General features: G+C 74.2%; 29 protein-coding genes. 14 read left to right on the forward strand and 15 right to left on the reverse strand.

Translation table 11 applies throughout. The features are described 5' to 3' along the window. Window positions 1-129: 129 nt before the first annotated feature. From ACZ5HG_RS02000 to ACZ5HG_RS02015, 4 genes are all read left to right on the forward strand, one after another. The gene (locus ACZ5HG_RS02000) at window positions 130-1,209 is read left to right on the forward strand and encodes a PP2C family protein-serine/threonine phosphatase (protein WP_464180121.1); all 1,080 of its coding nucleotides are present in this window, start codon (window positions 130-132) and stop codon (window positions 1,207-1,209) included. A 55-nt stretch (window positions 1,210-1,264) separates the two neighbouring features. Next, on the forward strand, window positions 1,265-1,981 hold the full coding sequence (locus ACZ5HG_RS02005; RefSeq protein ID WP_464180122.1) for a DinB family protein: 717 nt from the start codon (window positions 1,265-1,267) through the stop codon (window positions 1,979-1,981). Window positions 1,982-2,094: 113 nt separating this feature from the next. After that, the gene (locus ACZ5HG_RS02010; protein WP_464180123.1) at window positions 2,095-2,490 is read left to right on the forward strand and encodes a (R)-mandelonitrile lyase; all 396 of its coding nucleotides are present in this window, start codon (window positions 2,095-2,097) and stop codon (window positions 2,488-2,490) included. Then, on the forward strand, window positions 2,487-2,798 hold the full coding sequence (locus ACZ5HG_RS02015; RefSeq protein WP_464180124.1) for a carboxymuconolactone decarboxylase family protein: 312 nt from the start codon (window positions 2,487-2,489) through the stop codon (window positions 2,796-2,798). The genes ACZ5HG_RS02010 and ACZ5HG_RS02015 overlap by 4 nt, the downstream gene beginning before the upstream one ends. A gap of 7 nt (window positions 2,799-2,805) precedes the next feature. On the opposite strand, the gene ACZ5HG_RS02020 is transcribed toward ACZ5HG_RS02015, so the two are convergent. The 6 genes from ACZ5HG_RS02020 to ACZ5HG_RS02045 form a co-directional block, all read right to left on the reverse strand. Beyond that, a complete protein-coding gene (locus tag ACZ5HG_RS02020; protein WP_464180125.1) occupies window positions 2,806-3,819 on the reverse strand; it encodes a Gfo/Idh/MocA family protein in 1,014 nt (337 codons plus the stop codon). 42 nt (window positions 3,820-3,861) lie between these two features. Next, on the reverse strand, window positions 3,862-5,136 hold the full coding sequence (locus tag ACZ5HG_RS02025; protein ID WP_464180126.1) for a HipA domain-containing protein: 1,275 nt from the start codon (window positions 5,134-5,136) through the stop codon (window positions 3,862-3,864). After that, the gene (locus ACZ5HG_RS02030; RefSeq protein WP_464180127.1) at window positions 5,129-5,383 is read right to left on the reverse strand and encodes a helix-turn-helix domain-containing protein; all 255 of its coding nucleotides are present in this window, start codon (window positions 5,381-5,383) and stop codon (window positions 5,129-5,131) included. Before ACZ5HG_RS02030 ends, ACZ5HG_RS02025 begins: the two co-directional genes overlap by 8 nt. Window positions 5,384-5,495: 112 nt before the next feature. Then, window positions 5,496-7,628: an iron ABC transporter permease gene (locus tag ACZ5HG_RS02035; RefSeq protein WP_464180128.1), complete on the reverse strand. Its 2,133-nt coding sequence runs from the start codon at window positions 7,626-7,628 to the stop codon at window positions 5,496-5,498. 27 nt (window positions 7,629-7,655) lie between these two features. After that, a complete protein-coding gene (locus ACZ5HG_RS02040; protein WP_464180129.1) occupies window positions 7,656-8,651 on the reverse strand; it encodes an ABC transporter substrate-binding protein in 996 nt (331 codons plus the stop codon). A 90-nt stretch (window positions 8,652-8,741) separates the two neighbouring features. Further along, on the reverse strand, window positions 8,742-9,563 hold the full coding sequence (locus ACZ5HG_RS02045) for an ABC transporter ATP-binding protein (protein WP_464180130.1): 822 nt from the start codon (window positions 9,561-9,563) through the stop codon (window positions 8,742-8,744). A gap of 249 nt (window positions 9,564-9,812) precedes the next feature. On the opposite strand from ACZ5HG_RS02045, the gene ACZ5HG_RS02050 reads away from it, so the two are divergent. From ACZ5HG_RS02050 to ACZ5HG_RS02080, 7 genes are all read left to right on the forward strand, one after another. Beyond that, window positions 9,813-10,856 carry a zinc-binding dehydrogenase gene (locus ACZ5HG_RS02050; protein WP_464180131.1) on the forward strand — a complete coding sequence of 348 codons (1,044 nt, stop codon included), beginning with the start codon at window positions 9,813-9,815 and terminating at the stop codon, window positions 10,854-10,856. Then, entirely contained in the window at window positions 10,853-12,298 is a 1,446-nt protein-coding gene (locus tag ACZ5HG_RS02055; RefSeq protein WP_464180132.1) for an MFS transporter, read from the forward strand. The genes ACZ5HG_RS02050 and ACZ5HG_RS02055 overlap by 4 nt, the downstream gene beginning before the upstream one ends. A gap of 93 nt (window positions 12,299-12,391) precedes the next feature. Continuing rightward, window positions 12,392-12,679, forward strand: coding sequence for a hypothetical protein (locus ACZ5HG_RS02060; RefSeq protein WP_464180133.1), 288 nt, complete (start codon window positions 12,392-12,394; stop codon window positions 12,677-12,679). Then, on the forward strand, window positions 12,676-13,866 hold the full coding sequence (locus ACZ5HG_RS02065) for a hypothetical protein (RefSeq protein ID WP_464180134.1): 1,191 nt from the start codon (window positions 12,676-12,678) through the stop codon (window positions 13,864-13,866). Before ACZ5HG_RS02060 ends, ACZ5HG_RS02065 begins: the two co-directional genes overlap by 4 nt. Then, complete coding sequence (locus tag ACZ5HG_RS02070) at window positions 13,794-14,492, forward strand: alpha/beta hydrolase (RefSeq protein WP_464180136.1); 699 nt, start codon at window positions 13,794-13,796, stop codon at window positions 14,490-14,492. The genes ACZ5HG_RS02065 and ACZ5HG_RS02070 overlap by 73 nt, the downstream gene beginning before the upstream one ends. Beyond that, a complete protein-coding gene (locus ACZ5HG_RS02075; protein WP_464180137.1) occupies window positions 14,489-15,058 on the forward strand; it encodes a hypothetical protein in 570 nt (189 codons plus the stop codon). The genes ACZ5HG_RS02070 and ACZ5HG_RS02075 overlap by 4 nt, the downstream gene beginning before the upstream one ends. Window positions 15,059-15,165: 107 nt before the next feature. Beyond that, a complete protein-coding gene (locus tag ACZ5HG_RS02080) occupies window positions 15,166-15,870 on the forward strand; it encodes a hypothetical protein (RefSeq protein WP_464180138.1) in 705 nt (234 codons plus the stop codon). Between the two features lie 14 nt (window positions 15,871-15,884). Here the strand turns inward: ACZ5HG_RS02080 and ACZ5HG_RS02085 are convergent, their stop codons facing one another. Further along, on the reverse strand, window positions 15,885-16,319 hold the full coding sequence (locus ACZ5HG_RS02085) for a nuclear transport factor 2 family protein (protein WP_464180139.1): 435 nt from the start codon (window positions 16,317-16,319) through the stop codon (window positions 15,885-15,887). Between the two features lie 94 nt (window positions 16,320-16,413). Between ACZ5HG_RS02085 and ACZ5HG_RS02090 the strand changes: the two genes are divergently transcribed. From ACZ5HG_RS02090 to ACZ5HG_RS02100, 3 genes are read left to right on the forward strand one after another with little or no spacing between them, the layout of a single operon-like run. Next, complete coding sequence (locus tag ACZ5HG_RS02090; RefSeq protein WP_464180140.1) at window positions 16,414-16,701, forward strand: hypothetical protein; 288 nt, start codon at window positions 16,414-16,416, stop codon at window positions 16,699-16,701. Then, window positions 16,698-18,497 (forward strand): alpha/beta hydrolase, encoded by a 1,800-nt coding sequence (locus ACZ5HG_RS02095; RefSeq protein ID WP_464180141.1) that lies wholly within the window; start codon window positions 16,698-16,700, stop codon window positions 18,495-18,497. Before ACZ5HG_RS02090 ends, ACZ5HG_RS02095 begins: the two co-directional genes overlap by 4 nt. Next, window positions 18,494-19,102, forward strand: coding sequence for a hypothetical protein (locus tag ACZ5HG_RS02100; protein ID WP_464180142.1), 609 nt, complete (start codon window positions 18,494-18,496; stop codon window positions 19,100-19,102). Before ACZ5HG_RS02095 ends, ACZ5HG_RS02100 begins: the two co-directional genes overlap by 4 nt. 40 nt (window positions 19,103-19,142) lie before the next feature. On the opposite strand, the gene ACZ5HG_RS02105 is transcribed toward ACZ5HG_RS02100, so the two are convergent. The 8 genes from ACZ5HG_RS02105 to ACZ5HG_RS02140 form a co-directional block, all read right to left on the reverse strand. Further along, window positions 19,143-20,186, reverse strand: a complete 1,044-nt coding sequence (locus ACZ5HG_RS02105) for an NAD(P)-dependent alcohol dehydrogenase (protein ID WP_464180143.1) — start codon at window positions 20,184-20,186, stop codon at window positions 19,143-19,145. Window positions 20,187-21,075: 889 nt separating this feature from the next. After that, on the reverse strand, window positions 21,076-21,405 hold the full coding sequence (locus tag ACZ5HG_RS02110; RefSeq protein WP_464180144.1) for a TfoX/Sxy family protein: 330 nt from the start codon (window positions 21,403-21,405) through the stop codon (window positions 21,076-21,078). Between the two features lie 22 nt (window positions 21,406-21,427). Beyond that, complete coding sequence (locus tag ACZ5HG_RS02115; protein ID WP_464180145.1) at window positions 21,428-21,931, reverse strand: glutathione peroxidase; 504 nt, start codon at window positions 21,929-21,931, stop codon at window positions 21,428-21,430. Window positions 21,932-22,005: 74 nt separating this feature from the next. Next, window positions 22,006-22,152 carry a hypothetical protein gene (locus ACZ5HG_RS02120; protein WP_464180146.1) on the reverse strand — a complete coding sequence of 49 codons (147 nt, stop codon included), beginning with the start codon at window positions 22,150-22,152 and terminating at the stop codon, window positions 22,006-22,008. 464 nt (window positions 22,153-22,616) lie between these two features. Then, a complete protein-coding gene (locus ACZ5HG_RS02125) occupies window positions 22,617-24,311 on the reverse strand; it encodes a GMC oxidoreductase (protein ID WP_464180147.1) in 1,695 nt (564 codons plus the stop codon). Window positions 24,312-24,343: 32 nt separating this feature from the next. Beyond that, on the reverse strand, window positions 24,344-24,748 hold the full coding sequence (locus ACZ5HG_RS02130) for a C-glycoside deglycosidase beta subunit domain-containing protein (protein WP_464180149.1): 405 nt from the start codon (window positions 24,746-24,748) through the stop codon (window positions 24,344-24,346). Continuing rightward, window positions 24,745-25,758: a sugar phosphate isomerase/epimerase family protein gene (locus ACZ5HG_RS02135; protein ID WP_464180150.1), complete on the reverse strand. Its 1,014-nt coding sequence runs from the start codon at window positions 25,756-25,758 to the stop codon at window positions 24,745-24,747. The genes ACZ5HG_RS02130 and ACZ5HG_RS02135 overlap by 4 nt, the downstream gene beginning before the upstream one ends. Then, the gene (locus ACZ5HG_RS02140) at window positions 25,755-26,726 is read right to left on the reverse strand and encodes an ROK family glucokinase (RefSeq protein ID WP_464180151.1); all 972 of its coding nucleotides are present in this window, start codon (window positions 26,724-26,726) and stop codon (window positions 25,755-25,757) included. The genes ACZ5HG_RS02135 and ACZ5HG_RS02140 overlap by 4 nt, the downstream gene beginning before the upstream one ends. Window positions 26,727-26,729 lie beyond the last annotated feature (3 nt).

Raw genomic sequence — 26,729 nt, forward strand, 5'->3', positions numbered from 1 at the left:
CAGGGGACTCCGTGCCCTCGGGGCAGGGTCAACGGGTGGCCGCCTTCACCCTCTGTTTCCCTCAGCGCGATCTGCGGTCAGTCGATCGGGTGACTCGTCGGGAACCGAGCGAGCGCGGGAGGGCACGGCATGGCCACGACCCACCGCGCACCCCCGGCCCCGGCCGCGCCCCCGGCCCCGGACCTCGGCAACCGTCTCGCCGCGCTGGAGCGCCACGGCGTCGTCGCCCCGGCCGCCGAGCCGCCGATCGACCGGGTCGCCCGGCTCGCCCGCAGCCTGTTCGACGTGCCGACCGCTCAGGTGTGGCTGAACCGTCCCGGCGATCCTGTCCTCCCGGAGCAGGCGGCCGATCGCTGGCCGTTCCGCGCCGAGCAGCCGCTGGTGGACCCGCAGGGAGCCACCCTCGGCACGCTGATGATCGCGGACGCCCGCCGCCGGCACCTCACCGCCGACCAGGACGCCCTGCTGCGCGATCTCGCCCGCTGGGTGGCCAAGGAGATCGCGGTGGACGCCGAGCTGCAGCACGCCCAGCGCGTGCAGCTCGGGCTGCTGCCGCGCAGCGCGCCGACGATCGACGGGTACCGGCTCGCCGGCACCTGCCTGCCCGGGGCGACGATCGGCGGCGACTTCTACGACTGGTACCCGGTGGACGGCGGGGTCGTGCTGACCCTGGCGGACGTCACCGGCAAGGGCCCGGCGGCCGCGATCCTGGCGGCGGCGGTGCGGATCGCGCTGCGCGCCTCCGCGGACGGCGAGCCGGTGGACCGCGCGGTCCGGCAGGCCGGGGCGACCCTGCACACCGACCTCGCGAACGCGGGCCTGCTCGCCACCACGTTCCACGCCCGGCTGGACGCCGCCACCGGCGACCTCGCCTACACCGACGCCGGCCACGGGCTGAGCCTGGTGGTGCGCGCCGGGGGCGGGTGGCGCCGGATCGACGCGTCCGGCGTGCCGCTCGGGGTGTCCGAGGACACGTACCGGCAGGCCGACCTGGTGCACCTGGAGCCCGGTGACCTGCTGGTGTCCTTCAGCGACGGCGTGCTCGACCTGGTGGACGGCACCCTCGGCGGTCTCGGCCTGCTCGCGGAGGAGCTGGTGGGCTGCACGGACGCGGAGGAGGCGGTGCAGCGGGTGCTGCGCCTGGCCGCGACCGCGACCGACCGGCAGGACGACCTGACCGTGGTCGCCCTGCTCCGCGACCCGCACTGACGCGCGCCCCCGGGCGCCCCGGTGTAGAACGGCCCTGACGACGGGGAGGTACGTCATGGCCGAGGCACGGGAGTTCGTCGACGAGGACCTGCGGGGTGCGCAGTTCCGGCGCTCGCTGCTCGGCGGTGCGGTGCTGCGCGGGGTGGACGTCGACGGCGCCGACCTCGACTCGCCGTGGCTGTCCGAGGGCACCTTCGTGGTCAACGGCGTGGACGTGGTGCCGCTGGTCGAGGCGGAGCTGGACCGCCGGTTCCCCGGCCGCGCGCTGCGGCACGCCACCGACCCCGCCGGGCTGCGCGAGGCGTGGGCGGCGCTGGAGGCCACCTGGGCCGCCACCCTGGAACGGGTCGCCGCGCTGCCGCCGGAGGTGGTGGACGTCTCGGTCGACGGCGAGTGGTCCCTGGCGCAGACGCTCCGGCACCTGGTCATGGCCACCGACACGTGGCTGCGCGGCGCCGTGCTGCGGATCGACCACCCGTACCACCCGATCGGCATGCCGAACGTCGAGTACTACTCCGACGGCCACGACCCTGCGGTGTTCACCACCCGCACCCCCACCTGGGCCGAGGTGCTGGACGTCCGCGCCGACCGGGTGGCGATGATGCGCGAGTACCTGGCCGACGTGACGCCGGAGCAGCTGACCGAGCAGCGCACGAACCCGTGGGCGCCGCAGTACCCGGAGACGGTGCTGTCCTGCCTGGCGACGATCCTCGGCGAGGAGTGGGAGCACCACCGGTACGCGGTGCGGGACCTGGCGGTGGCGGCCGGCTGAGCGCGCGGCGCCCTGCTGATCGGGGCACCGCCAGGGCCTCCCTCGCCGCCGCGCACCGGCCTAGCGTCGAGAGCAGGGCCCGCCGTCGGCGCGGGCCGCTCAGGAGGACAGCCGTGCAGATCGACCCCCGCCCCGCCACCACCAAGAACCCGCCGGAGCAGTTCACCGGTGACGTCTGGCTCGACCCGGTCGCCGGTCCGCGCGCGCCGGGTCAGCGGATGGTCGTGGCGAAGGTCCGGTTCGCGCCGGGCGCGCGCACCGCCTGGCACTCGCACGCGCTCGGGCAGACCCTGCACGTCACGCAGGGCGTCGCCTGGATCGGCACCCGGGACGACAGGGTCGAGGTGACCGCCGGCTCCACGGTGTACTGCGCGCCGGGGGAGGAGCACTGGCACGGGGCCGCGCCGGACTCGTTCATGGAGCACCTGGCGATGCTCGACACCGCCGACGACCCCAGCACCACGACGACCTGGCTGGCGCACGTGACCGACGAGGAGTACCGGCGATGACCGAGCAGACCCCCATCCGGCGGATGCTGGGCGACGTCGCCCCGACGTTCGCGCACCTGACGGACGACGTGCTGTTCGGCGAGGTGTGGGCGCGGCCCGACCTGTCGCCCCGCGACCGCTCGCTGGTGACGATCACCAGCCTGGTCACCGCCGGGAACGTCGAGCAGCTGCGCGCGCACGTGCCGATGGGCCTGGACAACGGGCTGACCCGCGAGGAGATCGTCGAGGCGATCACGCACGTGGCGTTCTACGCCGGCTGGCCGCGCGGGGTGTCCGCGCTGACGCTGGTCAAGGAGCTCTGGGGCTGAGGCCCCGTCAGGCGGTCGCGTCGGCGGGGAACACGATCCCGGCCGCCCGCCGCGCCGCCGTCTGCACCCGGCTGACCGCCACGCTCGCCGCCAGCCACGCGTCCGCCGTGGCGTGGTCGCCGGAGTCGACCACCCGCACGAAGGCCTCGATCTCGGTGGCCAGCCGACGCGCCGCACCGCCGTCGTCGAAGGTCTCCACCGTGCCGTCGGCGAGCTCGAGGGTCACCGCGCCGACCAGGTTCGGCGACAGGCTGGTGCGCAGCACGCCGTCGGTCCCCTGGATCACCCCGCCCTGCACCCCGGCAGAGTCCTTCGCGGCGATGCAGGTCGCGACGAAGGTCGGGTAGCGCAGCACCAGCACGCCGCTGGTGTCGATCCCGCGCTCGACGTTCGGGGTGTAGACGGCCGAGGTCGGCTCGCCGAACAGGCCGAGCACGTAGTGCAGGTTGTACAGGCCGAGGTCCATCAGGGCCCCGCCGGACTGCGCGGGGTCGAACGCCGGCAGCACCTCGCCGTCCCGGAACGCGGGGAACCGGCGGGAGCGCTGGCTGTACTGGCTCTGCACCAGCGTCACCTCGCCGATCCGCGGCAGCCACTCGCGCAGGCGGGCGTAGGTCGCGAGGTGCACGGTGGTGATCGCCTCGAACAGGAACAGCCCGCGCTCCGCCGCCAGCCGCGCCAGGTCCTCCGCCTCCTCGACGGTGCTGGTCATCGGCTTCTCCACGATCACGTGCAGCCCGCGCTCCAGCGCCTGCCGCGCGTAGGTCACGTGCGCGACGTTCGGCACCGCCACGTACACGGTGTCGATCCCGGCGGCGTAGAGCTCCTCGACGTCCGTGGTCACCAGCGGCACACCGGTGCGCTCCGCCAGCGCGCGGGCGCGGTCCAGCGACCGGGGCCGCGCGAGCATCGCGACGACCTCCAGACCCGCCACCTGCGGGCTCTGCTCCAGGAACTCCTCGACCATGGAGCCCGCACCGATGATCCCCAGCCGCATCGCCCGACGGCTCCTCTCGTCCACGCCCGGCGGGGTGCCGGGCAGGGTGAGGATACGTGGGGCGGGTCAGCGGGCGGCGTGGCGGTCGGCGAACGCGGTCGCGATCCGGTGCGCGAGGGTGGCGCCCGTGCCGTCGTCGTCGAGCTGGTCGAGCACCTCGGCCAGCACCGCAGCGAACGCGGGCGGCGCCAGGTCGGCGATCTCGTGCGCGCGCTCGACCACGCCGTCACCGTCGATCCGTGCGGCCTCGGCGAACCGGCGCCACGCGTCGTCGTCCACCGCGTCGAGCAGGAAGCTCCCGCCGATGCTCATCGAGAGCACGCGGCCGCCGGCAGGTGCCCCGTGGCCGAGCCCGGTGGCGACGTCGTACATCGGTGCCAGCGTGACCGCGTCGCCGTCCAGCAGCACCGCGGTGTTGCGCGCGTGCGCGTCCGGTGCGCCGATCACCGTGTTGTAGACGAGGCCGTCGACGAACCGGTCCACGTTGCGGCGGGCTGCCATCGGGGTCTCGGACGTGTCCCGCAGCAGCCGGATCACGTCGAGCGCGGACGGCCCGCCGTACTCCTCGTACTTCTCGGCGACACCGAGCGCCTGGCACAGGTCCTCCTGGTGCCGACGGGTGACCCGTGAACCGTCGCGCACGCGGTCGAACCGCTCGACCACGATCGCCTCCTGGCTCTTGAACGAGCGGAACTCGGTGGAGGCGACGTCCAGCCCGAGCAGCCGTCCGACGCGCATGCTCGCGTGCTCGGCGAGAGCCTGGGCCTTCATCTTCCGGACGCCCGGCTTCACGATGTGCGTGGTGGGCTGCGCGCCGTGCGCGAGGAACCACGCGTCGTCCTCCCGGCGCAGCGCGAACTTCTGCTGGGTCCCGCCGAGCGACCAGTGCTCGCCGGGCATGCTCCAGGAGGCGTCCTCGTCGGTGTCCATCTGGTCCAGGCGGGCCTCGATGTCGGCGTCGCCGAACGGCTCCAGGGCGCCGGCACGCTCGATCGCGAGGGCGAGATCGGCGGGTCGGCAGAACTGCACCGCTCCGGCGCAGTCCAGTCCGATCGCGGACAGCACGTCCATCGCGTCCGTGACGTCGACCCGGTACTCGCGGGCGATGGCGGCCAGCGCGCCCTCGTTCTCGGGCACCAGACCCCGCAGGTAGCGCTCGACAGAGACACCGGTGTGCTCGCTGTCCCACAGCGGCAGCGAGAGGGAGAGGGGGGTGGTTCCGTCGGCCAGAGCGTCGTCCCGGTACACCAGCCGGGGGTCTTTTCCGCGGGCGGTGCGGGTCAGATCGGCGACGTGCCGCCCGTCGAGCAGCACCGCGAGATGCGTGACCGGCCTACGCATGCGGATCGCCCGCCCGGTCGTCCCGGACCATCAGGCTCGCGTCCAGGGCGTCGAGCACCCGCATCAGCCGGCCGATCTCCATCCCGTCGGTGCGTCCCTGCTCCACGGTGACGATCCACTGCCGCGACACCCCGGCCTGCTCGGCGAGCTGCGCCTGGGTCAGCCCACGGTCGCGGCGCAGGCGGCGCACCGCTCCGCCGATCCGGGGGAGCGACCGGGCGTTCATCAGCACGGGGACGGCGGCCATGCATGTCAGGGTACGCCGACATGGGTCCAGTGTCACGATACCCTGACATCGGCGCAATGTCAGGGTATCCCGACATGCGACCGATGTCAGGATATCCCGACACGCCTCGCGCTCACCGCCCGCTGCGCGCCCGCATCCGCCACAGCAGCCAGAGGAAGTACGGCGTCCCCACCACCGCGGTCACCAGCCCCGCCGGCAGCTGCGCGGGGGCGATGGCGGTGCGCCCGACCATGTCCGACAGCGCGACCAGCGCGGCGCCGAGCGCGACGGTGGTGGGCAGCAGCCAGCGGTGCCGCTTGCCGATCAGCATGCGCGCGGCGTGCGGGGCGACCAGCCCGACGAAGGAGATCGGCCCGACGGCGGCGGTGGCGGCGGCGGTGAGCAGCACGGCCACGGCGACGTGCAGGGTGCGCGAGCGCGGCACGTCCACGCCGAGCACCCGCGGGGTCACCTCGTCCACCTGCACCAGGTCGAGGTCGCGGTGGGTGCGGGTGACGACCGCGGCGCCGACGGCCAGCACGAGCAGCATGGGCACGAGCTGCGGGGTGCCGGCGCCGAAGGTGGAGCCGCCGAGCCAGGTGATCGCGCGGTTCTGGTTCCACGGGTCGGTGCCGACCAGGATCAGGGTGGTCAGGGCGCTCGCGGCGGCGCCGGTGCCGAGACCGACCAGCACCATGCGCCCGGCGGACATGCCCGTGCCGGCGCTGACCCCGAACACCAGGATCCCGGCGACGACGGCCCCGGCGAGCGCACCGCCGAAGACCATCGCGAAGGACGGGCCGCTGACCATGACGATCACCAGCACCGCGCCGAGGCCGGACGCGTTGGCGACGCCGAGCACGCCCGGGTCGGCCAGCGGGTTGCGGGTGACGGCCTGCACCAGCGCGCCGGCCAGCGCCAGGCAGGCGCCGGCGAGCAGGGCGGCGAGCACCCGCGGCACCCGGGAGTCGAGGATGATGTCGAGGCGCACCGAGGCCCGTCCGGCGAGCCAGTTCTGCACGTCGCCGAGCAGCACCGTGGCGTCGCCGAGCATCACCCCGGCGATCAGCGCGACGATCATCACCAGCACCGCGACGCCGAGCAGCAGCGCGGGGGCGCGTCGGGCCAGGGCGCTGCCGGCGCGCAGGGTGACCAGGGTGTCCGGCTCCAGGGCGGCGCGGGCGCGGCGGGCCAGCACGATCAGGGCGACCGCACCGATCAGGCTGGTGACGACCCCGGTGGGGACGGTGACGCCGCTGATCGGCCCGGCGAGCGCGCGCAGCCCCACGTCGGCGGTGAGCACGAGGGCGGTGCCGGCGATGGCGGCGGCGGGGATCAGCACGACGTGGCGGGTCAGCGGGCGGACCCAGGTGGCGAGCAGCCGCACCAGCAGCGCCGCGCACAGACCGACGAAGCCGATCGGCCCGGTGACCGCCACCGCGCAGGAGGCCAGCAGCACGGCCAGCACCACGCCGACCAGCCGGGTGCGCGCCACGTCCACGCCGAGGGAGCGGGCCGCGTCGTCGCCGAGCTGGAGCAGGTCGAACCGGCGGGCGGCGAGCAGCAGGCCGACGAAGGCCAGGGCGGCGACCGGGGCGACCGCACGGATCGCGCCCATGCCGTTCTGGCCGAGCGAGCCGGCGCCCCAGGCGAACAGCCCCTGCGTCTCCCAGGGGAACAGCACCAGCATCGCCTGGGTGATCGAGGCGAGGCCCAGGGTGATCGCGGACCCGGCCAGCACCAGGCGCACCGGTGAGGCCGCGGCACCGCCGGACAGCCCGATCACCACGCCCGCCGCCGCCAGGCCGCCGACGAAGGCCACCGCGACGCCGGGCAGCGCGCCCAGCGAGAGACCGAGCACGGCGGCCACGGTCATCGTCAGGTGCGCGCCGGCGTTCACCGCAAGGGTGTCCGGCGCGGCCAGCGGGTTGCGCGACACGCCCTGGAGGGCGGCGCCGGACGCGCCGAGCGCGCAGCCGACCAGCACGGCGGCGGCCAGCCGGGGCAGCCGGGAGGCGGTCACCACGGCGGCGGCCTGGTCCAGGCCCTCCTGGCCGGTGAGCGCGCGGAGCAGGTCGCCGACGCCCACGTCGGCGGTGCCCTGCGTCAGGTGCCAGAACGCGGCGGCGACCAGCCACAGGCACAGCAGGGCGAGGACCACGGTGGTGCGCAGGGCCTGACGGCCGGGCGCACCCGGCGTCCGACCCCCGGGGGGAACCGCCGGCGCCGCGGGCTGCGGGCCGGTGGTGGTGGCGGTGGTGGTCACGTGATCCCCGAGGGTCGGACGGGTGGGTCAGTTCGCGGTCAGCAGGGCGACCAGGTCGTCCGACCAGCCGGCCAGCGACTCCGGGCCGCCGTAGGCCCAGATGCCGACGCCGGCGCGGTAGACGTGGCCCTGCTGCACGAACGGCAGCGACTGCCAGACGGCGTTCGAGGCGAGCGAGGTGGTGACCACGTCCTCCTCGTCGTCGTTGCCCCAGTTGAGGAACCGGGTGTCCGCGGGCAGGGCGGTCAGGCCCTCCACGTCCACGTAGGACAGGCCGTACGCGTCGTCGCCCGGGTCCTCCCAGGCGCTGCCGAGGCCCATCTCGATCGCGACGGCCTGGAACGCGGTGCGCGGGCCGTGCATGCGGACGGTGATGTTCGAGCCGTCGGCGTAGGGGGAGGCGAACACGACCGGCGTGCCCTCCAGCCCGGCCTCGGCGATCGTCGCCGCGTTGTCCTCGATGGTCTGCTGGGTGGTCGCGATGACCTCCTCGGCGGTGTCCTCGGCGCCGACCAGGGTGCCGATCGACCGCAGCTGGTCCTCGACGTAGCCGATCGGGTCGGAGGCGTCCGCGCCGTCGAACAGCGCCACGGGGGCGATCCGCTCGAACTGCTCCAGGGCGCCCTCCGGGATGGAGGAGGTGACGCCGATGATGAGGTCGGGCTCCAGGCCGGCGACGGCCTCGACCGAGGGCTCGCCGCGGGTGCCGACGTCCTCCGGCTCGCCGAGCAGCGGCACGGAGGTGCCGACCCAGGAGGTGTAGCCCGCGACGTCGGCGGCGCCGACCGGAGTGACGCCCAGCGAGGTGAGCATCTCGGTCTGCATCCACTCCAGCGACACGACCTTGGTGGCCGGGGCGTCGAGCTCGACGGTCTCGCCGCGGTCGTCGGTGATCGAGACGGCGCTCGCCGCATCGGTGGTGCCGGTGGACTCGCTGGTCGGCACGTCCGTGGTGCCGCAGGCGGCCAGCGCGGCCAGCGCACCGACGGTCAGCACCGCGGTGATCGTGCGTCGGGTCGTCATCGTTCCTCGTGTCTGCGCGGGAGAGGAGGGCGCCCGCGCGTCGCGCCCGGACCGCCGGCGGGCCGGCGGGGGTGATCGGTGGTCGTGCGGTCAGGCGCCGACGGGGGCGGGCGCCTGGGATGCCGGTGCGAGCCGGCGGAGCTGGAGGCGCGGGGTGCGCACGTCGAGGTGCCCGGTGCCGGGGTCGCGGCGCACGTCGATCGCGATCTCGTAGACCCTGCTGAGCAGGTCGGAGGTGAGGGCGTCCTCCGGCGGACCGTCGGCGGCGACCCGGCCGGTGTCGAGCACCAGCACCCGGTCGGCGACGGCGGCGGCCTGACCGAGGTCGTGCAGCACCACGCCGACGGCCACCCGGTGCTCGTCCGCCAGGGAGCGCATGAGCTCCAGCACCTCGACCTGGTAGCGCAGGTCCAGGTGGTTGGTCGGCTCGTCCAGCAGCAGCACGCCGGTGTCCTGCGCCAGCGCGGAGGCGAACCACACCCGCTGCACCTGCCCGCCGGACAGCGCGTCGACGTCGTGGTCGGCCAGGTCCGCGATCCCGGCCAGCGCCAGCGCGCGGTCGACCGCCTCGCGGCCATCGGGGTCGAGACCGCGCCAGCCCTGGCGGTGCGGGTGCCGGCCGAACTCGACGGCGTCGCGCACGGTGATCCCGGCGGGCGTCGGGCGGGACTGCGCGAGCAGCGTGACCCGGCGGGCGAACTCGCGGGCGGACAGCGTCGTGGCGTCGCCGTCGTCCAGGGTGACGCTGCCCGAGGACAGCCGCTGCAACCGGGCCATGCCACGCAGCAGCGTGGACTTGCCGGACCCGTTCGGGCCCACCAGCGCCGTGACCTGGCCGTGCACCAGCGCGATGCTGGCGTCGGTCACGACCGGGTCGCCGCCGTAGCCGATGCTCACGTCGACGGCAGCCATCGCGGACGGTGGGATCGTGGTCACGGGGGTCGAGATTAGCCAAGGCTTACCTCACGGGCCAGTCCGTGACCACGGGGTGAACGGATCCGTCCGTGACAGGCACTGCGAGTACCTGGATCACCAGAGACTCCCGCCCGCGCGCGGTCGGCGGTGAACTGGTCAGGACCCGACGGCGGGCGACCGCGTCCGGGCCGGGTGCCCGCGCCGTCGCCGCGCCGCGCACCCAGCGAAGAACGGAAGCACCGCCTCATGAAGGCCACGTTCCTGCACGGCATCGGCGACGTCCGCGTCGAGACCGCCGCCGACCCCGTGATCGTCGAGCCCACCGATGCCGTCGTGCGCACCGTGCGCGCCTGCATCTGCGGCTCCGACCTGCACCCCTACCGCGCGCACACCGGTGCCGCGCAGTCCATGGGCCACGAGCTCATCGCCGTCGTGGAGGAGGTCGGCTCCGCGGTCACCACGGTGAAGCCGGGCGACTTCGTGATCGCGCCCTTCGCGTTCCAGGACAACACCTGCGTGTTCTGCCGCGAGGGCGTGCAGACCGCCTGCGTGCACGGCGGCTGGTACGGCACCACCGAGGCGCCGGGTCTCCAGGCCGAGCGTGCCCGCATCCCGCAGGCCGACGGCAGCCTCGTGATCGTGCCGGACGTCGACCCGGCCACCGCGGACGAGTCTCTGCTCGCCTCGCTGCTCACCCTGTCCGACGTGTACCTGACCGGCTACCACGCCGCGTTCATGGGCCAGGTCGAGGCCGGGAAGACCGTCACCGTGATCGGCGACGGCGCGGTCGGCCTGTCCGCCGTGCTCGCCGCCCGCCAGATGGGCGCCGAGCGGATCATCCTGATGGGCCGCCACACCGTGCGCACCGACCTCGGCCGCGACCTCGGCGCCACCGACGTCGTCGCCGCCCGCGGTGCCGAGGGCGTCGCCGAGGTCATGGACCTCACGAACGGCGAGGGCAGCCACGTCGTGCTCGAGGCCGTCGGTCACCTGCCCGCCTACGAGCAGGCCTTCGGGATCGTGCGCCCCGGCGGCGTGATCTCCCGCGTCGGCGTCCCGCAGTACGAGGAGGCGCCGATCGGCTTCGGCTCGCTGTTCGGCAAGAACGCCCGTCTCGCCGGCGGCCCCGCCCCGGTGCGCGCGTACCTGGAGCCGGCGATCACGCAGGTGCTCTCCGGCGAGATCGACCCCGGTCGCGTGTTCGACCGCACCGTCGCGCTGGACGACGTGGCCGCCGGCTACGCCGCGATGGACGCCCGCGAGGCCCTCAAGGTGATGGTCCGCCCGTGACCCGGGTCGCCGAGCAGCGCAGCCCCGCCATGTCTCCGGTGGCGCACCGTGGGGCGATCCTCGCGATCGTTCTGGTCAGCTACCTGATGATCCTGCTGGACAACTCGGTGATCTTCACCGCGCTGCCCTCCTTGCAGGCGGACCTCGGGCTGTCCACGACCGCGCTCTCCTGGGTGCAGGACGCGTACACCCTGGTCTTCGGCGGTCTGCTGCTGCTCGGTGCCCGCGCCGGCGACCTGCTCGGCCGGCGCCGGGTCTTCGTGATCGGGCTGGTGGTCTTCACGGTGGCGTCGCTGCTGGTCGGCGCCGCCACCACCGGGTGGTGGATCATCGGCGCCCGCGCGCTCCAGGGCGTCGGCGCCGCGATCGTCGCCCCGACCTCGCTGTCCCTGCTCACCGCTTCCTTCCCGGAGGGCCCCGAGCGCACCCGCGCCGTCGCCTGGTACGCGGCCACCGCCGGCATCGGCTCCAGCCTCGGCCTGGTGCTCGGTGGGGCGCTGGCCCAGGGGATCTCCTGGCGGGCCGGCTTCTTCGTCAACCTGCCGGTGGGGATCGCGATGATCGTGCTCGCCCCGCGCTTCCTGGTGGAGAGCGGGCGCGCGCCGGGCCGGTTCGACCTGGTCGGCGCCCTCACCGCCACCCTCGGCGTCGGCGGTCTGGTGCTCGGCGTGATCCGCAGCGCCGAGGCCGGCTGGACCGACCCGCTGACGATCGCCGCCCTCGCCCTCGGCGCGCTGCTGCTCGTCCTGCTGGTCCGCAACGAGGCCCGCGTCGAGCAGCCGATCATGCCGCTGCGGCTGTTCGCCAGCCGGGAGCGCACCGGGGCCTACGTCAGCCGGTTGCTGTACCTCGGCGCGATGATCGGCTTCTTCTACTTCACCACGCAGTACCTCCAGGGCGTGCTCGGTCTCGGTCCGTTGCAGGCCGGCCTCGGGTTCCTGCCGATGACCGTGGTCAACTTCGCGGTGGCGCTCGCGGTGCCCCGCCTGACGGTGCGGCTGGGCCGTGCGGTGCCGCTGGTCGCGGGGGTGCTGCTCACCCTCGTCGGGATGCTGTGGCTCAGCCGCGTCGGCGCCGACTCGCGCTACCTGACCGACGTGGCGCTGCCGATGGTGCTGATCGGTGCCGGCCAGGGGCTCGCGTTCGCGCCGCTGACCTCCTCCGGCATCGCCGGCGCCACCGCGCAGGACGCGGGGGCGGCGTCGGGGCTGGTCAACACGTTCCACCAGCTCGGCATGTCGCTCGGGCTCGCGGTGCTGGTGGCGGCGGCCGGGCATGCGGTGGGCGGTGGGGCCGGGGGCGACGGCTCCGCGGCGGGTGCGCTGGCGGCCGAGGTGGGGGCGGCGTTCACCGCCGGGAGCGTGCTGCTGGCGCTCGCGCTGGTGGCGGTGGTGCTGCTGATCGTTCCGGCGGTGCAGGGCGGCGGGCGAGGGCGAGGCTGAGCGCCCCGCACCGGGAGCCTGGGCACCGGCGATGCCGGTACCGACCGCGCAGATCGCCTCGTCGCAGGCTCGGCAGCCGCTACGGTGGCCGCCATGCGGGTAGGGGCAGACCGGCTGGTGGCCGTCGCGGGCGCGCTCGACAGCGAGGTGCGCGAGGTCGTACCGACCACGCTCGACGACGCGCTCGCCGGTGTGCGCGGGGCGCTCGCGGGCTCGGACGCCGCAGCGGCGGCCGACGCGCTCGTGACCTCGTTGGGCGACCACCTGCGGCGGTGGTGCGACGACCTGACCGGCTGGGCGGACGGCGCCCGCGCCTCGGCCGCGGGCTATGACGCCGTCGACCAGCGCACCCGCACCCGGTTCGACCAGGTGGCGCTGTGAGCAGCCTGACCGTCGACACGCTGCTCGGCTGGCGGCCCGCTGCCCTCGAGGAGCACGCCGCCGTCGTCGTCCGGCTGCGCAGCCAGGTCGAGTCCGCCACCGTCCAGGCGCAGAGCACCCAGCGTGCGATCCCCGATCTCTGGACCGGCGCGGCAGCGGACGCCGCCACCACGCGCCTGCGCGGGCGCATCGCCACCGGCGAGCGGCTGACCGAGGCCCTCGACGGGGTCCGCCGGGTCCTGCTCGGGGCGTGCGACGCGCTCACCGCCGCGCAGGCGCTGCTCGTCCGTGCCCAGGAGGACGCCGCCGCGGCCCACCTCACGCTGACCCGCGACGGCAGCGTCCTGCCGCCCCCGCCCCGCCTGCTCCCCCAGAACGCCTCCGACGACCTCGTCGCCGAGACCCGACGCGCCCGGATCGCCCAGATCGAGACCGCCGAGTCCGTGGAGGCGTCCGTGCGCCAGGCGCTCCGTGCCGCCGAGGAGGCCGACGCCGACGCCGCCCACGCGCTGCGCTCGGTGTGGGCCGACGCAGCGGACGGGTCCGGCACCGCGGACCGCGCGGCCGAGGAGGCGATCCTGCTGCGCACCGTCCCCGGACCTGGAACCGACCCCGCCGAGGTCGCGGCCTGGTGGGCGTCGCTCTCGCCCGAAGCGCAGGACCTGCTGGTCGACCGTGCGTGGGCGCAGCTCGGGAACCTCGACGGCATCCCGTACCCGGTGCGGATCCGCGCCAACCGGCTGGCGATCAGCGCCGAGCTCGCAGCCGAGGTGCGGCGGCAGAGTGCCCTCGGGGTCGAGCAGGCGAGCCTGGAGGCGCAGCTGGCCGACCTGCTGGCCTCCGACACGCGGCTCCCGTCCACGCGCCGCCTGATCGACGACCTGCGGTCACGGATCGCGGCCCTCGAGACCGCCCGGGCGGCGTCGCGGACGACGTCCGACTGGTACCAGACCCTGCTCGGCACCGACGTGCACCCGGACGACGACGAGCCGGTCGGCCCTCGGCGTCAGGTGGTGCTGTTCGACCCTGCCGGCGGCCGGTTCGCGGAGGTGGTCGGGGTGATCTGTCCACCGCGACCAGCGTCGGCGTGCTCGTGCCGGGGACGGGCGCGCACGTGGGGCCGGAGGACGGGACGTACGAGCGTGCTGGCGCGTTCGTGGACGCCGCGGGTGGACAGCTCGCTGTGATCACCTTCATCGGCGGGCCGATGCCGGCGCACCTCGGCCAGGCGCCGCTGAACAGCTTCGCCGACGCCGCCGGCCCGAACCTGGCACGGTTCGTCACCGGTATCGACCACCTCCCCGGGGCGACCGTGACCGCCGTGGGCCACTCCTACGGCGGCTCCGTGGTCGGCGCGGCCGAGGCCGCCGGGATGCGGGTCGACCGGGTCCTGCACGTCGAGTCGGCAGGCATCGGCGCGAGCGTCTTCACCCCGGAGGACCTCGCCTACCCGGACACCCCGCGCTACTCCATGACCGCACCCGGCGACCTGATCGAGCTGACCCAGGGCATCCATGCGCAGGGTCTCGGCCACGGCGCGGACCCCGACACCTTCCCCGGGGTGACCCGCCTCGAGACGGGGGTCCGGATCAACAACGTCCCGACCTCAGGACTCCTGGAGGGGCCGCATTCTCACAGCGACGTGTTCACTCCACGATCGACCGCGTGGACGAACATGCTCGGCGTGCTGCTCGGCGGTGAGGTGACGCTCTACGCCGAGCCCGAGGTGATCGGTGCCACCCGGAGCGGTGTGATCCTGGACTACCCGATGGACAACCCGGGGTTCCAGCCTGAACGGCAGGATGTGCCGTGAGCGCGCGTGGGGCGGCGCTGGGCCTGGCCGGGCTCGTCGGGATCCTGCTGGTCGGCTGTGGGGGGCCGAGCGATGCCGAGAGACGCGCGTCGGTCGATCGGGGCTGGCGGACGACGGTGGAGGCCGCCGACGATGCTGCCGATCGCCTCCCTGGCCTGTTCCCGGATCTCAAGCTCGTCCGTGTCGCGCCGAGGTCTGCGGAGGACGAGTCGTCCGACTGCTCGGACTCGGTCGTGGGCGATGCCGTCGATCCGACAGACGTCCGGTGGACGTCGCTGCGCGACGTGCAGGTGGAGCCGCCGCAGGAGACCGCCTCATTGGCCGACGGGCTCGCCACGTCTCTGGTCGCGGACGGCTGGGAGGCCGCGGGCGGACCCGAGACGAGCGACGACGGCCGGTACACCGTGGTGCTGCACCGCGACGGCTTCGTCCTGTCGATCCTGGGCAGGACCGCTGCTGAGGTCGCCGGGTCGGCGACGGTGCGGGTGATCGTCTACTCCCCGTGCTTCGCCGCGCCGGAGGACATGGCCGGCTGGACCCCGCCCACCGACGCTCCGACAGGCTGACGCCGTGGACCGGATGCCTTTTCCTGGCGTGACGAGGCTCGAGCCCCGTCGGTGGCGACACCAGCCGGACGTCTGGTGCGCTCACCGGTTTCGCGCCGCAGGGAGGCGTGTTCACCGGAAGATCCACCGCCTGGAAGAGCACGCTCGCGGTCATGCTCGGCGGTGAGGCGAGCTCGGGTCGGGTGGTGCTGGCCGGGCTGGTCGCGCTCGTGCTGGCCGGCTGTGCCGGCGGACCGAGCGAGCAGGAGCGGCGTGCCGGGATGGACCTCGCGTGGCAGATCGGGGTCGATGCCGCCGATGATGCTGCCGGGCGGCTGCCCGGTCTCTTCCCGGCGCTCGCGGTCGAGCCGTTCTCTGGCGAGTACCCGGAGAATCGCTGGTCGTCCTGCTCGAGCTCGTCGACGACGGACAACTCCGCGGTCCAATTGACCACGCAGCGCGACGTCCGGGTCGAGCCGCCGCAGGAGACCGTGTCGCTGGTGGACGGGCTCCGCTTCCCTGGTCGAGGGCGGATGGGAGGAGATCAGCGCACCCGAGGCGAGCGACGACGGCCGATACACCGCGCGGCTGCGCAACGACGACGGGTTCCATATGTGGATCCTGGGCAGGAGTGCGATCCGGGAGGACGGGACGGCCTCGGTGCGGGTGCTCGTCTACTCCCCGTGCCTGCTCGCCCCGGAGGACGCGGACGCCTGGACCCCGCCCACCGACGCTTCTACCGCGCCGACCGCCAGCCCGACGGCCTGATCTCGCCTGCCCGAGTGGGCTTGACGCTCCTCGGCTCTACGTCGCGATGTCGATCACCGTGGTGATCTCGCGCCCATGCTCACGACGGCAGCGGGTGCGTGCCGTGCACCTCCGCCCGGCGCTCCGCGATCAGCCAGCGGTCGCCGTCCCGGCGGTACACGTCCCGGTACGACCCGGCCGTCGCGAGCTGCCGGCCGTCGGCGGTCACGGTCAGCACCGCCACGTCGCACAGCCCGCTCGCCGTGCCCGTGGCCAGGTCGACCGTGATCGCGTGGTTGGTCGTCCAGTGGTGCATCCGTGGCTGGTCGGCCCACTGCCGCTCGATCGCCGCGCCGATCTGCTCCCGGCCGACGAACCGTGCGGGGCCGACGTCCCACACCCCGTCCGGGTGCCACACCGCCAGGAACCGTGCGGGGTCCCGGCGGTCGGCGCCGTGCGCGTACTCGGCGGCGAGCTGCTGGATGGCCAGCACCGCCTCGACGTGGGCGATCCGGTCGGCGAGGTCGTCGGTCATGCCCCGATCGTGCCGGTGACCTCCGACAACGGGCCGATGTCGAAAACGCACAGGTCGCGCCGAGCGGTGTCTCGAAAATGCATAGCGTCCGCACATGGACGTACGTGCGGACCGGTTGGTCACCCTGGCAGACGACGTCGACTCCGTGGCGCGCGGGATCGAGCCGAGCAGGTTCGACGACGCGCTCACGACGGTGGCGGGGGCGCTCGACGGCGCGCGGACTGCGTCGGCCGCGCGCGATCTCGCCGCCTCGCTCGGCGACCGGGTGCGCCGGTGGCGTGACGGCCTCACCGGGTGGGCCGAGACCGCGCGGGCGTGCGCCGCCGGCTACGACGCGGTGGACCTGCGCACCCGGACCCGGTTCGAGCAGGTGGCCGTATGAGCGGGATGACGGTCTCGCGGCTGCGCGCGTGGCGGCCGGGCGTGCTGGAGGAGCAGACCGCGGAGGTGCTGCGGGTGCGCGCGCAGGTCGAGGAGGGGGTGGTCGAGGCGGGTGCGGTGCGTCGCGGTCTGTCGGAGGTGTGGACCGGTGCGGCCGCCGACGCCGCGACGTCACGGCTGCGCGGGCATGCCGCCTCCGGGGACCGGCTGCTGGAGGCGCTGGACGTGGTGCGGCGGACGCTGCTGGGCGCGTGCGACGCGATCACGGCGGCGCAGGTGCTGCTGGAGCGCGCTGCGGACGACGCGCTGCGGGCAGGCGTGGCGATCGCCGAGGATGGCACGGTGTCGACGCCCGCGCCCCGGCTGCTCCGGCCGGACGTGTCGGCGGAGGTGCAGGCCGAGGCGCACCGGGCGCGGATCGTGCAGCTCGAGACCGCCGACCTGATCCAGGCGTGCGTGCGCGAGGCGTTGCGGTCCGCCGAGGAGGCCGACGAGGAGGCGGCGCACGCGCTCAGCCGGTGCTGGGAGGTCACCGCGGACGGGTCGGGCACGGACCCGCAGGACCGGGCGATGACCGACGCGGTGGTGCTGCGCGACGTGCCGGGCATCGGCACCGCGACAACGGAGGTCGCGGCCTGGTGGGCGTCGCTGTCCCCGCAGGCGCGGGAGCTGCTGATCACGCGGGACTGGGCCCGGATCGCCGACCTCGACGGGGTGCCGCTTGCGGTGCGGGCGCGCGCGAACCGGCTGGCGATCAGCGCCGCCCTCCAGACGGAGATCCGTCGTCAGGGCCCGCTCGCGCTGCAGGAGCAGAGCCTGAGCGCGCAGATCGCCGACCTCGAGGCCTCCGGCCGGCGCGACGCGTCGACGCTGCGCGCGCTCGGCGACCTGTGGGAGCGGCTGATCGCCGTCCGGGCCGAGCACACGTGGTCGCGCGCCCAGGCCGACTGGTACCAGCGCCTTCTCGGCACCGATCCGCCCCGGCAGGTGGTGCTCTTCGACCCGGCCGGCGGCCGGTTCGCGGAGGTGGTGGGGGACCTGGCGACGGCGACCAGCGTGGGGGTGCTGGTGCCGGGGACCGGCGCGCACGTGGGGCCGAAGGACGGGTCCTTCGAACGGGCGTGGAGCCTCTGGGATAGTGGCAAGGGCGGCGTCGCCGTGGTCACGTTCCTCGGCGGGCCGATGCCGCAGCACCCGGTCTTCGAGTCGCCGTCGAACTCCTACGCCGGGGCGATCGGGCCCGGGCTGGCCCGGTTCGTCGCGGGCATCGACCATGCGCCCGGGGCCACCGTGACGGTGGTCGGCCACTCCTACGGCGGCTCCGTCGTCGGCGCGGCCGAGATGGCGGGGATGCGGCCGGACCGCGTCGTGCACGTCGCCTCGGCGGGGATCGGCCCCGGCGTCACCTCACCGGACCAGCTGCCGTACCCGGAGACGCCCCGGTACTCGATGACCGCGCCGCGCGACCTGATCACCATCTCGCAGGGCCAGCACGCCGGGGACGGGATCGGGCACGGCGCCGACCCGGACGAGTTCCCCGGGGTGACCCGGCTGGAGACCGGGCTGTGGGAAGCGGAGAATCCGAAGTCGGGAGCGATGACCGGGAAGGACGCGCACAGCGGGGTGTTCGACCGGAGAACGACGGCGTGGGCGAACATCCGTTCCGTGATCGCGGGGCAGGACGTGACGCTCTACACGCCGCCGTTCGAGGCCACCACGCCGCAGGGTCTCCCGCTCGCGGTGCGCTACCCGATGGAGGATCCCGACTTCGAGCCGCCCACCGCGAGCGTGCCGTGAACCGCCGTCTGACGCGAGGGATCGTCCTCGGCGCGATCGCGCTCGTGCTGCTGGCGGGCTGCGGTGGTGGGCCCAGCCAGGAGGAGCGGCGTGCGGGTGTCGACCAGGGCTGGCGGGTGACGGTCGGGGCGGCGGACGAGGCCGTCGCTCGGCTCACGGAGGTGTTCCCGGAGATCGCCTTCGAGCCGTTCATCCACCCCCTCGTCGGCGGGGGCGGGACCCGCTTCTCGGACTGCTCGGGCTCGATCAACGGGAACGCCGTCAGCCCGACGGCTATCCGATGGTCCACGTTGCGCCACGTGCGGGTGGAGCCGCCGCAGGAGACCGCGTCGCTGATCGACGGGCTCGCCGCGTCCCTGACCGCGGACGGTTGGGTGGGAGGCGATCCCGAGCCGAGCACGGCCGGCTGGTACTCGGTGCAGCTGCGCAGAGACGCATTCAGCCTGACGATCATGAGCGACACCGCGCTCGCCGCCGACGGCACCGCCACGATCGGGATCCTGGTGTACTCGCCCTGCCTGTACGCCCCGGAGCAGATGATCGACTGGACCCCGCCCACCGGCCCTGCGCCGACGCCGCCCCCGCTCCTCGGGAGGGTCCGATGACCCCGCCGGCCGAGCGCGACCCCGGCCGGCAGCCCTCGCCTCAGCCCAGCGTCGCCGTGTCGATCACGAACCGGTACCGCACGTCCGAGCGCAGCACCCGCTCGTAGGCGTCGTTGATCTGCTCGGCGCCGATCACCTCGACCTCGGGGGCGATGCCGTGCGCGGCGCAGAAGTCGAGCATCTCCTGGGTCTCGGCGATCGACCCGATGGTGGAGCCGGCGAAGGAGCGGCGGGTGGCGAACAGGGTGAACACCTGCACGGGCAGCGGCTCCGGCGGGGCGCCGACGGCGACGAGGGTGCCGTCGAGGCGCAGCAGCCGCAGGTAGGCGTTCAGGTCGACCGGGGCGCTGACGGTGTTGATGATCAGGTCGAAGTGGTTCGCCAGGGTGGTGAACGTGGTGGGGTCGCTGGTGGCGAAGTAGTGCGCGGCGCCGAACCGGCGGCCGTCCGCCTGCTTGGAGAGGGTCTGCGAGAGGACGGTGACCTCGGCGCCCATGGCGACGGCGAGCTTGACCGCCATGTGGCCGAGGCCGCCCATGCCGACGACCGCGACCTTCTTGCCGGGGCCGGCGCCCCAGTGGGCCAGCGGCGAGTAGGTGGTGATCCCGGCGCACAGCAGGGGAGCGGCGGCCTCGTAGGGGATCTGCTCGGGCACGCGGAGCACGAAGTCCTGGTCCACGACGACGTGGGTGGCGTAGCCGCCCTGGGTGATCGTGCCGTCGCGGTCGACCGAGGCGTAGGTGCCGGTGTTGCCGGCCAGGCAGTAGTTCTCCATGCCGGCCACGCAGTTCTCGCACTCGCGGCAGGAGTTCACCATGCAGCCGACGCCGACCCGGTCGCCCACGGCGTGCCGGGTGACCTCCGCCCCGACCTCGACGACCTCGCCGACGATCTCGTGCCCGACGACCTGCGGGTAGGTGATCGGCCCCCAGTCGCCGCGCACGGTGTGGATGTCGGAGTGGCAGATCCCGGCGTAGCGGATCGCGATCAGCACGTCCGTCGGGCCGACGTCGCGGCGCTCGATGGTGACGGGGACCAGCGGCTCGGTGGCGGAGGGGGCGGCGTAGGCGTTGACGGTCAGCACGGGACGATCCTGCCAGGCCGGAGCCGGCGCGTCCTGGCCGTCCGGGCGGTCGCCAGGAGCCGGGCAGCGCGTCGAGCACGAGGACGAAGACGAACGCGGCGACGGTGACCAGCACCATGAGCCACGCCGCGTGCCGGTCGGCCCAGGTCGTCGACCCGGGGTAGGCCCGCTCGGTGCGCCGTGCGCTCCGGCGCTGGGGGTCGGCGCGCAGGGCGATCCCGGCGGCGTGCAGCAGGTGCTGCGTGTCCGGGCGGTCCCAGAAGCCGATGATGCCGCCGACGGGGATGATGCTCCCGTCCGGGCGGAGGAGGACGAACCGGGGCACCGTGATCCCCAGCACGGTGATCTCGAGCCGCAGCAGCGCGCCCGGCGCGAGGTCGATCTCCCGTCGGCGGAACGCGTCCTGGTCCACGAGGCGCGGGGCCCGCCCGAGAGGGGTCATGAGCGAGGTCGACCGCCGCAGCGCGACCAGCAGCAGGAGCCCGCACAGCACCATCCCGACGACGTGCGTGAACCAGAGCCGGGCCGAGCCGGCGCCGGGGACCACGAGGACCACCAGCACCCGGAGCAGGAGGGTCGCCGCCATCACGACGGCCCCCACGAGGGCACGGGTGGGCAGGCGGGCCTCGACGAGGGTCGGTGGGCCCGCCCACGGTGCCGGCCCCCAAGGCGCCGGGCGCGGCGCGGCGGCACCGGGTGGCGGAGGGGCCGACGGCGGCGGGGCGGTGGGCAGCGCGCGCGAGCCGGAGGGTGACGTCCACGGGTCGACCGGCGGCGTCGGGTGCTCCACGGGGCCTCCCTCGATCGGTGCGCCGACCTGCGCCTGTGCACCGTAGGGCGTGCGCGCCGTCACGCGTGGCCGAACGGGTGCGGAGCCACCCGTCCGGCGCTACCGCTTCGGCGGGAGGGTCGCCACGAACGCCAGCCCACGATCGACCCAGCGGCGCAGCACCGCGTCGTCGTCCAGCGCCCCGGCGTCGACCAGCAGCCATCCGGCGACCGCGCGGCCGGACATGATCATCGGCCCGGCGCCCGGCTCCGCCAGCAGCGCGTCCTGCGCGGCGGGGTCGACCCGCACCATCAGCCCGCCGCTGCGCCCCGAGACCGCGACGGCCATGTGCCCGCGCACCAGGAACGCCAGGCCGCCGAACATCCGGCGCTCCTCCGGACCCGGTCCGAGCAGGAACCGGAGCCGCGTGGCGAGGTCGTCGGTGTCCACGGCCGAGAGCCCGGTCGGCGGGTCAGTCGGCGGCGGTGGTCGGCGCGGGCAGCAGCGACTCCAGCGCGGCGACGACCTCCGGCGCGTCGGGCTTCGTGCGCGGCCGGAACCGGCGCACCCGGCCGTCCGGCGCGACGAGGAACTTCTCGAAGTTCCAGGTGATGCGTCCGGCCTTGCCCTCGTCGTCCGGGAACTCGGTGAGCGCGCGGTACAGCGGGTGGGCGTGCCGGCCGTTGACCGGGGTCTTCTCCAGCATCGGGAACGTGGTGCCCCAGGTGGTCGAGCAGTACTCCTCGATCGCGCCGGAGGACCCGAGCTCCTGCAGGAACTGGTTGCTGGGCACGCCGACCACCGTGAAGCCGCGCGGGCCGTAGTCGCGGTGCAGGGCCTCGAGCTGCTCGTACTGCGGGGCCAGCCCGCACCGGGAGGCCACGTTGACGACCAGCGCGAGCCGCCCGTCCACGATCGCCCCGAACGTGGTGTCCTGCCCCCGGAGGGTCCGGACCGCGATGTCGTCGAGCTGCATGTCTGCCTCCGTACCGCGTGCGGGGCCTCGCCCGGACCCGCTCCCGGCGACGCTACACCGGGAGACGCCACGGGTCAGGAGAGCGAGTCCATCGTGATCCCGACGACGCAGAAGACCGCGGCCGCCCCGAGCAGGCCGAACCAGATCGGGTGCCGGTCGATCCACAGCGTCGCGCCGGGATAGGCCGCCTCGACGGCGCGGGGCGTCACCGGGGCGGGCACGCAGGTCGGTGCGCGAGCGGGCCAGCGAGAGCCCGACCCCGACCCACACCAGCGCGACGTACAGGGACAGCGCGCGTGCCTGGGGCGAGGAGGTCCCGTGCGCGAGCGCCATCGCGAGCAGCCCGCCGCGACGCCCGCTGATCGCGAGGGTGGCGACCGCCCCGACGACCACCTGGATCAGCGCGGAGGTGCGGTAGCGCACGTGCGTGACGACGGTGCCCTCGGGCACGTCGCCGGGACGCGGCCGAACCCGTCGGCGCTCGCGGCGCGGCCGTACCGCGCGCGGCCCTGCCTGCGTCACCCGTACCCCCGCTCGTCCCCCTGACCTGCGCCCACGCTAGCGGCCCCCAGGCCCGCCGAGTTGTCATCTCTTGTCGCTTGATCGGCCCCGGAAGCGACAAGAGATGACAACTCGGCGCACGATCCGCGTCCGCGCGGGCGCGGGCACGCGCACGCAGCGCGGGTCAGGCGGGCGCGGACGCGCGGTGCAGGCCGCCGTCGGCGTGCTGGTCGGCGACGAACGACCCTGCGCGGGCGGCCAGGGCCATGATCGTCAGCGCGGGGCCGACGGTGCTGCTGCTGACGAAGGACGAGGCGTCCGGCACGAGCACGTTGGGCGCGTCCCACAGCTGGTTGCGCCCGTTCATGACCGAGGTGCGCGGGTCGGTGCCCATGCGCGCGCCGCCGCACTCGTGGATGGCGGCGCCGAGCACGATCGACAGCTTGATCCCCTGCTTGAAGATCAGCCGTTGCAGCGGGTTGAAGTCCGGCCAGACCTTCGCGGACTCGAGCCCCGCGGCCGAGCCGATGAAGTTGACCCGGTAGCCGCACTCGTCGGCCATCTCCTTGAGCGCGGTCATGGAGCGCTTGAGCAGGATGCGGTCGTTCTCGCCCATGGTGACGTCGATCCGGGGGATCGGGACGCCCCACCGGTCGGTGCGGGAGCGGTGCAGGCCGACGGTGTTGTCGTAGCGGGCGAGCATCTCGCCGGAGCCGCCGAGCCCGAACGCCGCGGGGTGCCCGTCCGGCACAGGGAAGCGTCCGCCGAGGCCCTGGAACGAGATCCCGCGCAGGAAGCCGTCGTCGGTGCGGCCGTCGAGGTTCTCGTAGCGGGGGATGAGGATGCCGCCGGGGGTGCCGTAGAACGGGTCGGCGGGGACGTTGTCGGCGGGGTCCCACTGCCCGGCGTGCCGGGGGGAGTCGAAGAAGCCGACGCTGATCGTCTGGTCCATGAAGTAGTGGCCGAGCAGCCCCGAGGAGTTGCCGAGGCCGCCGGGGTGCCGGGTGGACCCGGAGGCGAGCAGCAGCCGGATCGACTCGATGGTGGACGCGCAGAGCAGCACGACGTCGGCGAACACCCGGTGCTCGCGCTTCGTCTGCCGGTCGACGTAGACGGCGCCGGTGGCCAGGCCGGTGCGGTCGTCGGTGGTGATCCGGCTGACCACGGCCTCGGTGCGGATGGTGAGCCGGCCGGTGGCCTGCGCGGCGGCGATGCCCGGCGGCACCCGGTCGAGGAAGGGCGCCTGCACCCGCCAGGAGATGACCTTGCGCTCGGGCCAGCGGGCCTCGACGGTGGAGCGGAAGTCCTGCTCGACGCGGGTGAGGAACCCGGGGCCGGCGTAGCGGCCGTCCGGCGGGTGGGTGAGGCCGTCGGTGTCGCCGTAGACGCCCAGCGCCTCCTCCACCCGGTCGTACCAGGGCTCGAGGTCGGCGTAGTCGATCGGCCAGTCGTCCCCGTAGCCGTCGCGGGAGGCGGCCCGGAAGTCGATGTCGGACATCCGCTGCAGGACCTTGCCGTAGGAGTTCATCCGGCCGCCGAGCAGCTTGGAGCGCACCCAGAGGTACGGGTGGGTGAGCGGCGTGGAGTACGGGTCCTCGAGGTCGTTGACCAGGAACCGGTTGGAGGACTCGCTGAAGTACGGCCGGCAGGCCTGGCGGAACTGCCCGGCGGCCATCGCCCTGGCGCGCGGCACCAGGTCCATGCCCATGGCGGCGGCCTTCTTGCGGGTGGGCGGGACGAAGTCCTCCTCGCGGAGCTCGCGTCCCGCCTCCAGCAGCAGGACGTCGAGCCCGCGCTCGGTCAGCTCCTGCACGGCGGTGCTGCCCGCGGGGCCGGAGCCGATGACGATGGCGTCGTAGGTGCGGTCGGTGCTGTCCATGGCGATCTCCGTCGATCGAGGGGTGCGAGGTGTCAGAGGGTGACGGTGCGGGTGCGCTCGCCGCCGAACGGGATCGGGATGTACGCCACCCGGATCTTCAGCCGCAGCGTGACGTCGTGCGTGCCGGTGGGGACCACGCCGTCCGCGGGCGTCCAGCGGACGTGCAGCGGCGTGCCGTACTCCCAGCGGTAGGTGGTGACGGTGGTGGCCTCGTCGAGGGTGAACCAGGTGGCCCGGGCGTCGGGGGAGATCGAGATCTCCGACCGCGGGACGTCCATCCCGTCCACGGCCACCTCGACGGCGTGCACCATCGACAGCGGGATCCCCCGGTAGTAGGTGATCAGCGTTCCGAGCTCGAGCGTGCGGCTGCCATCGGTCAGCTCGACCAGGTGCGCCGATCCCTCGGTGAAGACGTAGGAGTCGAACACGGCCGTCACTTCCCTTCGTCGCGGTGGGCGGCGAGCATCCGCTGGTGGGCTGCCACCTGTCCCTGGTCGTCCACCGGGGCGTCGATCGGCGCGAACCGGTTGCCCTCGTACTCGCTGGCGACGGCGCCGTCGTAGCCGATGCTGTTCAGCCGGGCGAGCACCGCCGGGTAGTCGATCGAGTGCTCGGTGCCGTCGGGCAGCATCTCGAAGAACTTGCCGTGCACGTGCCGCAGGTAGGGCGCGTGCGCATCCAGCACGTCGAGCGGGGTGTTCTCGTAGCCGGTGCTGAAGAACGCGTACTCGGCGTCCACCGGCCCACGGAACAGCGCGGTCAGGTCGTCCGGGAAGACCATGCCGCCGGCGCCGTCGCCGAACACGCGCAGGGTGTCGCCGTGCTCGGCGTAGATCGCGTCGATCGCGTCCGCCACCGCCGGGGTGAGCCCGAGACCGCGGAAGTACTCGGTGGACACCCGCGGGTGCCGGTGGCAGAAGATCCCGAGGTCGACCACGAGCCCGAGGTGCGCGGACTGCGCGGAGCGCATCATGTCGATCCACTGCCGGGTCTTCACGCCCTGGAAGGACATGCCGGCGTGGATCTCGAGGGCCATGCTCACGCCGATCCGCTCGGCGTGGGGCAGCGCGGCCAGGGTGACCTCGGCGGAGGTGTCGGACACCAGCCGCACCAGGTCGAAGCCGAGCCGCTTGCTGATGTCGAGCTCGTGCTCCAGCATCGCGACCTGCTCCGGCACCCGCAGCGTGCGGTTGGCGTAGAGGGTGGAGTTGAGGAAGACGTCGTTGCACACCGGTCGCAGCCCGGAGGCGTCCAGCGCCTGCCGCCAGGCGGTCACGGTGTCCTCGGAGGGGTGCGGGGTGCCGGGGATCATCTGGTCGCTGATCAGCTCGACGCCCTCGGCGCCTGTGCTCGCGACGAAGTCCAGCGCCCCGGCGAGGTCGAGCCGGCCCCGGGCGTAGGAGTCCTGCAGGCTGTACATGCTGACGGCGGTGCTGATGCGGCTCATGCGGGGCTCCCGGCGAGAGACGCGGCCGGGGTCCGCGCGGAGTCGGCGGCGCCGATGATCCCGGCGTCGTTGGCCAGTGCGGCGGTGACGATCCGGGCCTCGCCGCGGAACCCCCGGCCGGACAGCGTGCCGAGGAAGGTCTGCCGGGCGGAGGGCAGGATCAGGTCGCCGGCGGCGGCCGCGATCCCGCCGCCGACCACGACGACCTCCGGGTCCACCACGGCGGCGAGCGTCGCCAGCCCCAGGCCGAGGTAGTGGCCGAAGCGCGCGAGCAGGCGGGTGGCGAGCGGGTCGCCCTGGCGGGCGGCGGCGGTGACGTGCGCGCCGTGCAGCGGCTCGTCGCCGGCCACCGCGAGCATGGCGCGGGCTCCCTCGGGGTCGGTGGTGGCGACCGAGCGGGCGAGGCGGGCGAGCGCGGTGCCGGAGGCGTAGGCCTCCCAGCAGCCCTCCTGCCCGCAGCCGCAGAAGTGCCCGTCCGGCACCACCGTCATGTGGCCGAGCTCGGCGGCGGCGCCGAAGGACCCGCGGATCAGGTGCCCGTCGGCGATCACCGCCCCGCCCAGGCCGGTGCCGAGGGTGAGCATGACCATGTCCCGGGCGCCCCGGCCGTTGCCGAAGCGGTACTCGGCCCAGGCGGCGGCGTTGGCGTCGTTCTCGATCACCACCGGCAGGCCGGTGCGCTCGGCGAGGCGCGTGCCGAGCGGGTGGTTCCGCCACGCGATGTTGGGTGCGAACAGCATCGTGGTGCGGTCCGGCCCGACGAAGCCCGCAGCGGCGGCGCCGACCGCGCTCACCTGCGGGTACTGCGCGCGCAGCTCGGCGACGGCGTCGGCCACGGCGATCTCGATCTGCTCGGGGTCGTGCGGGTCGGTGCAGCGGTAGGCGTGCGCGAGGATCTGCCCGGCGTCGTCCACCACCCCGGCGGCGATCTTCGTCCCGCCGATGTCGACACCCACGGTGAGGTCCACGGC

The sequence above is a fragment of the Cellulomonas sp. GTC20042 genome (genome assembly GCF_055389595.1).

What these genes read in the sequence shown, in the direction of transcription:
- ACZ5HG_RS02000 (WP_464180121.1), top strand. Translation starts at nt 130, where the DNA reads ATGGCCACGACCCACCGCGCACCCCCGGCCCCGGCCGCGCCCCCGGCC.
- ACZ5HG_RS02005 (WP_464180122.1), top strand. Translation starts at nt 1,265, where the DNA reads ATGGCCGAGGCACGGGAGTTCGTCGACGAGGACCTGCGGGGTGCGCAG.
- ACZ5HG_RS02015 (WP_464180124.1), top strand. Translation starts at nt 2,487, where the DNA reads ATGACCGAGCAGACCCCCATCCGGCGGATGCTGGGCGACGTCGCCCCG.
- ACZ5HG_RS02025 (WP_464180126.1), bottom strand. Translation starts at nt 5,136, where the DNA reads ATGCGTAGGCCGGTCACGCATCTCGCGGTGCTGCTCGACGGGCGGCAC.
- ACZ5HG_RS02030 (WP_464180127.1), bottom strand. Translation starts at nt 5,383, where the DNA reads ATGGCCGCCGTCCCCGTGCTGATGAACGCCCGGTCGCTCCCCCGGATC.
- ACZ5HG_RS02040 (WP_464180129.1), bottom strand. Translation starts at nt 8,651, where the DNA reads ATGACGACCCGACGCACGATCACCGCGGTGCTGACCGTCGGTGCGCTG.
- ACZ5HG_RS02045 (WP_464180130.1), bottom strand. Translation starts at nt 9,563, where the DNA reads ATGGCTGCCGTCGACGTGAGCATCGGCTACGGCGGCGACCCGGTCGTG.
- ACZ5HG_RS02050 (WP_464180131.1), top strand. Translation starts at nt 9,813, where the DNA reads ATGAAGGCCACGTTCCTGCACGGCATCGGCGACGTCCGCGTCGAGACC.
- ACZ5HG_RS02060 (WP_464180133.1), top strand. Translation starts at nt 12,392, where the DNA reads ATGCGGGTAGGGGCAGACCGGCTGGTGGCCGTCGCGGGCGCGCTCGAC.
- ACZ5HG_RS02085 (WP_464180139.1), bottom strand. Translation starts at nt 16,319, where the DNA reads ATGACCGACGACCTCGCCGACCGGATCGCCCACGTCGAGGCGGTGCTG.
- ACZ5HG_RS02090 (WP_464180140.1), top strand. Translation starts at nt 16,414, where the DNA reads ATGGACGTACGTGCGGACCGGTTGGTCACCCTGGCAGACGACGTCGAC.
- ACZ5HG_RS02095 (WP_464180141.1), top strand. Translation starts at nt 16,698, where the DNA reads ATGAGCGGGATGACGGTCTCGCGGCTGCGCGCGTGGCGGCCGGGCGTG.
- ACZ5HG_RS02115 (WP_464180145.1), bottom strand. Translation starts at nt 21,931, where the DNA reads ATGCAGCTCGACGACATCGCGGTCCGGACCCTCCGGGGGCAGGACACC.
- ACZ5HG_RS02125 (WP_464180147.1), bottom strand. Translation starts at nt 24,311, where the DNA reads ATGGACAGCACCGACCGCACCTACGACGCCATCGTCATCGGCTCCGGC.
- ACZ5HG_RS02135 (WP_464180150.1), bottom strand. Translation starts at nt 25,758, where the DNA reads ATGAGCCGCATCAGCACCGCCGTCAGCATGTACAGCCTGCAGGACTCC.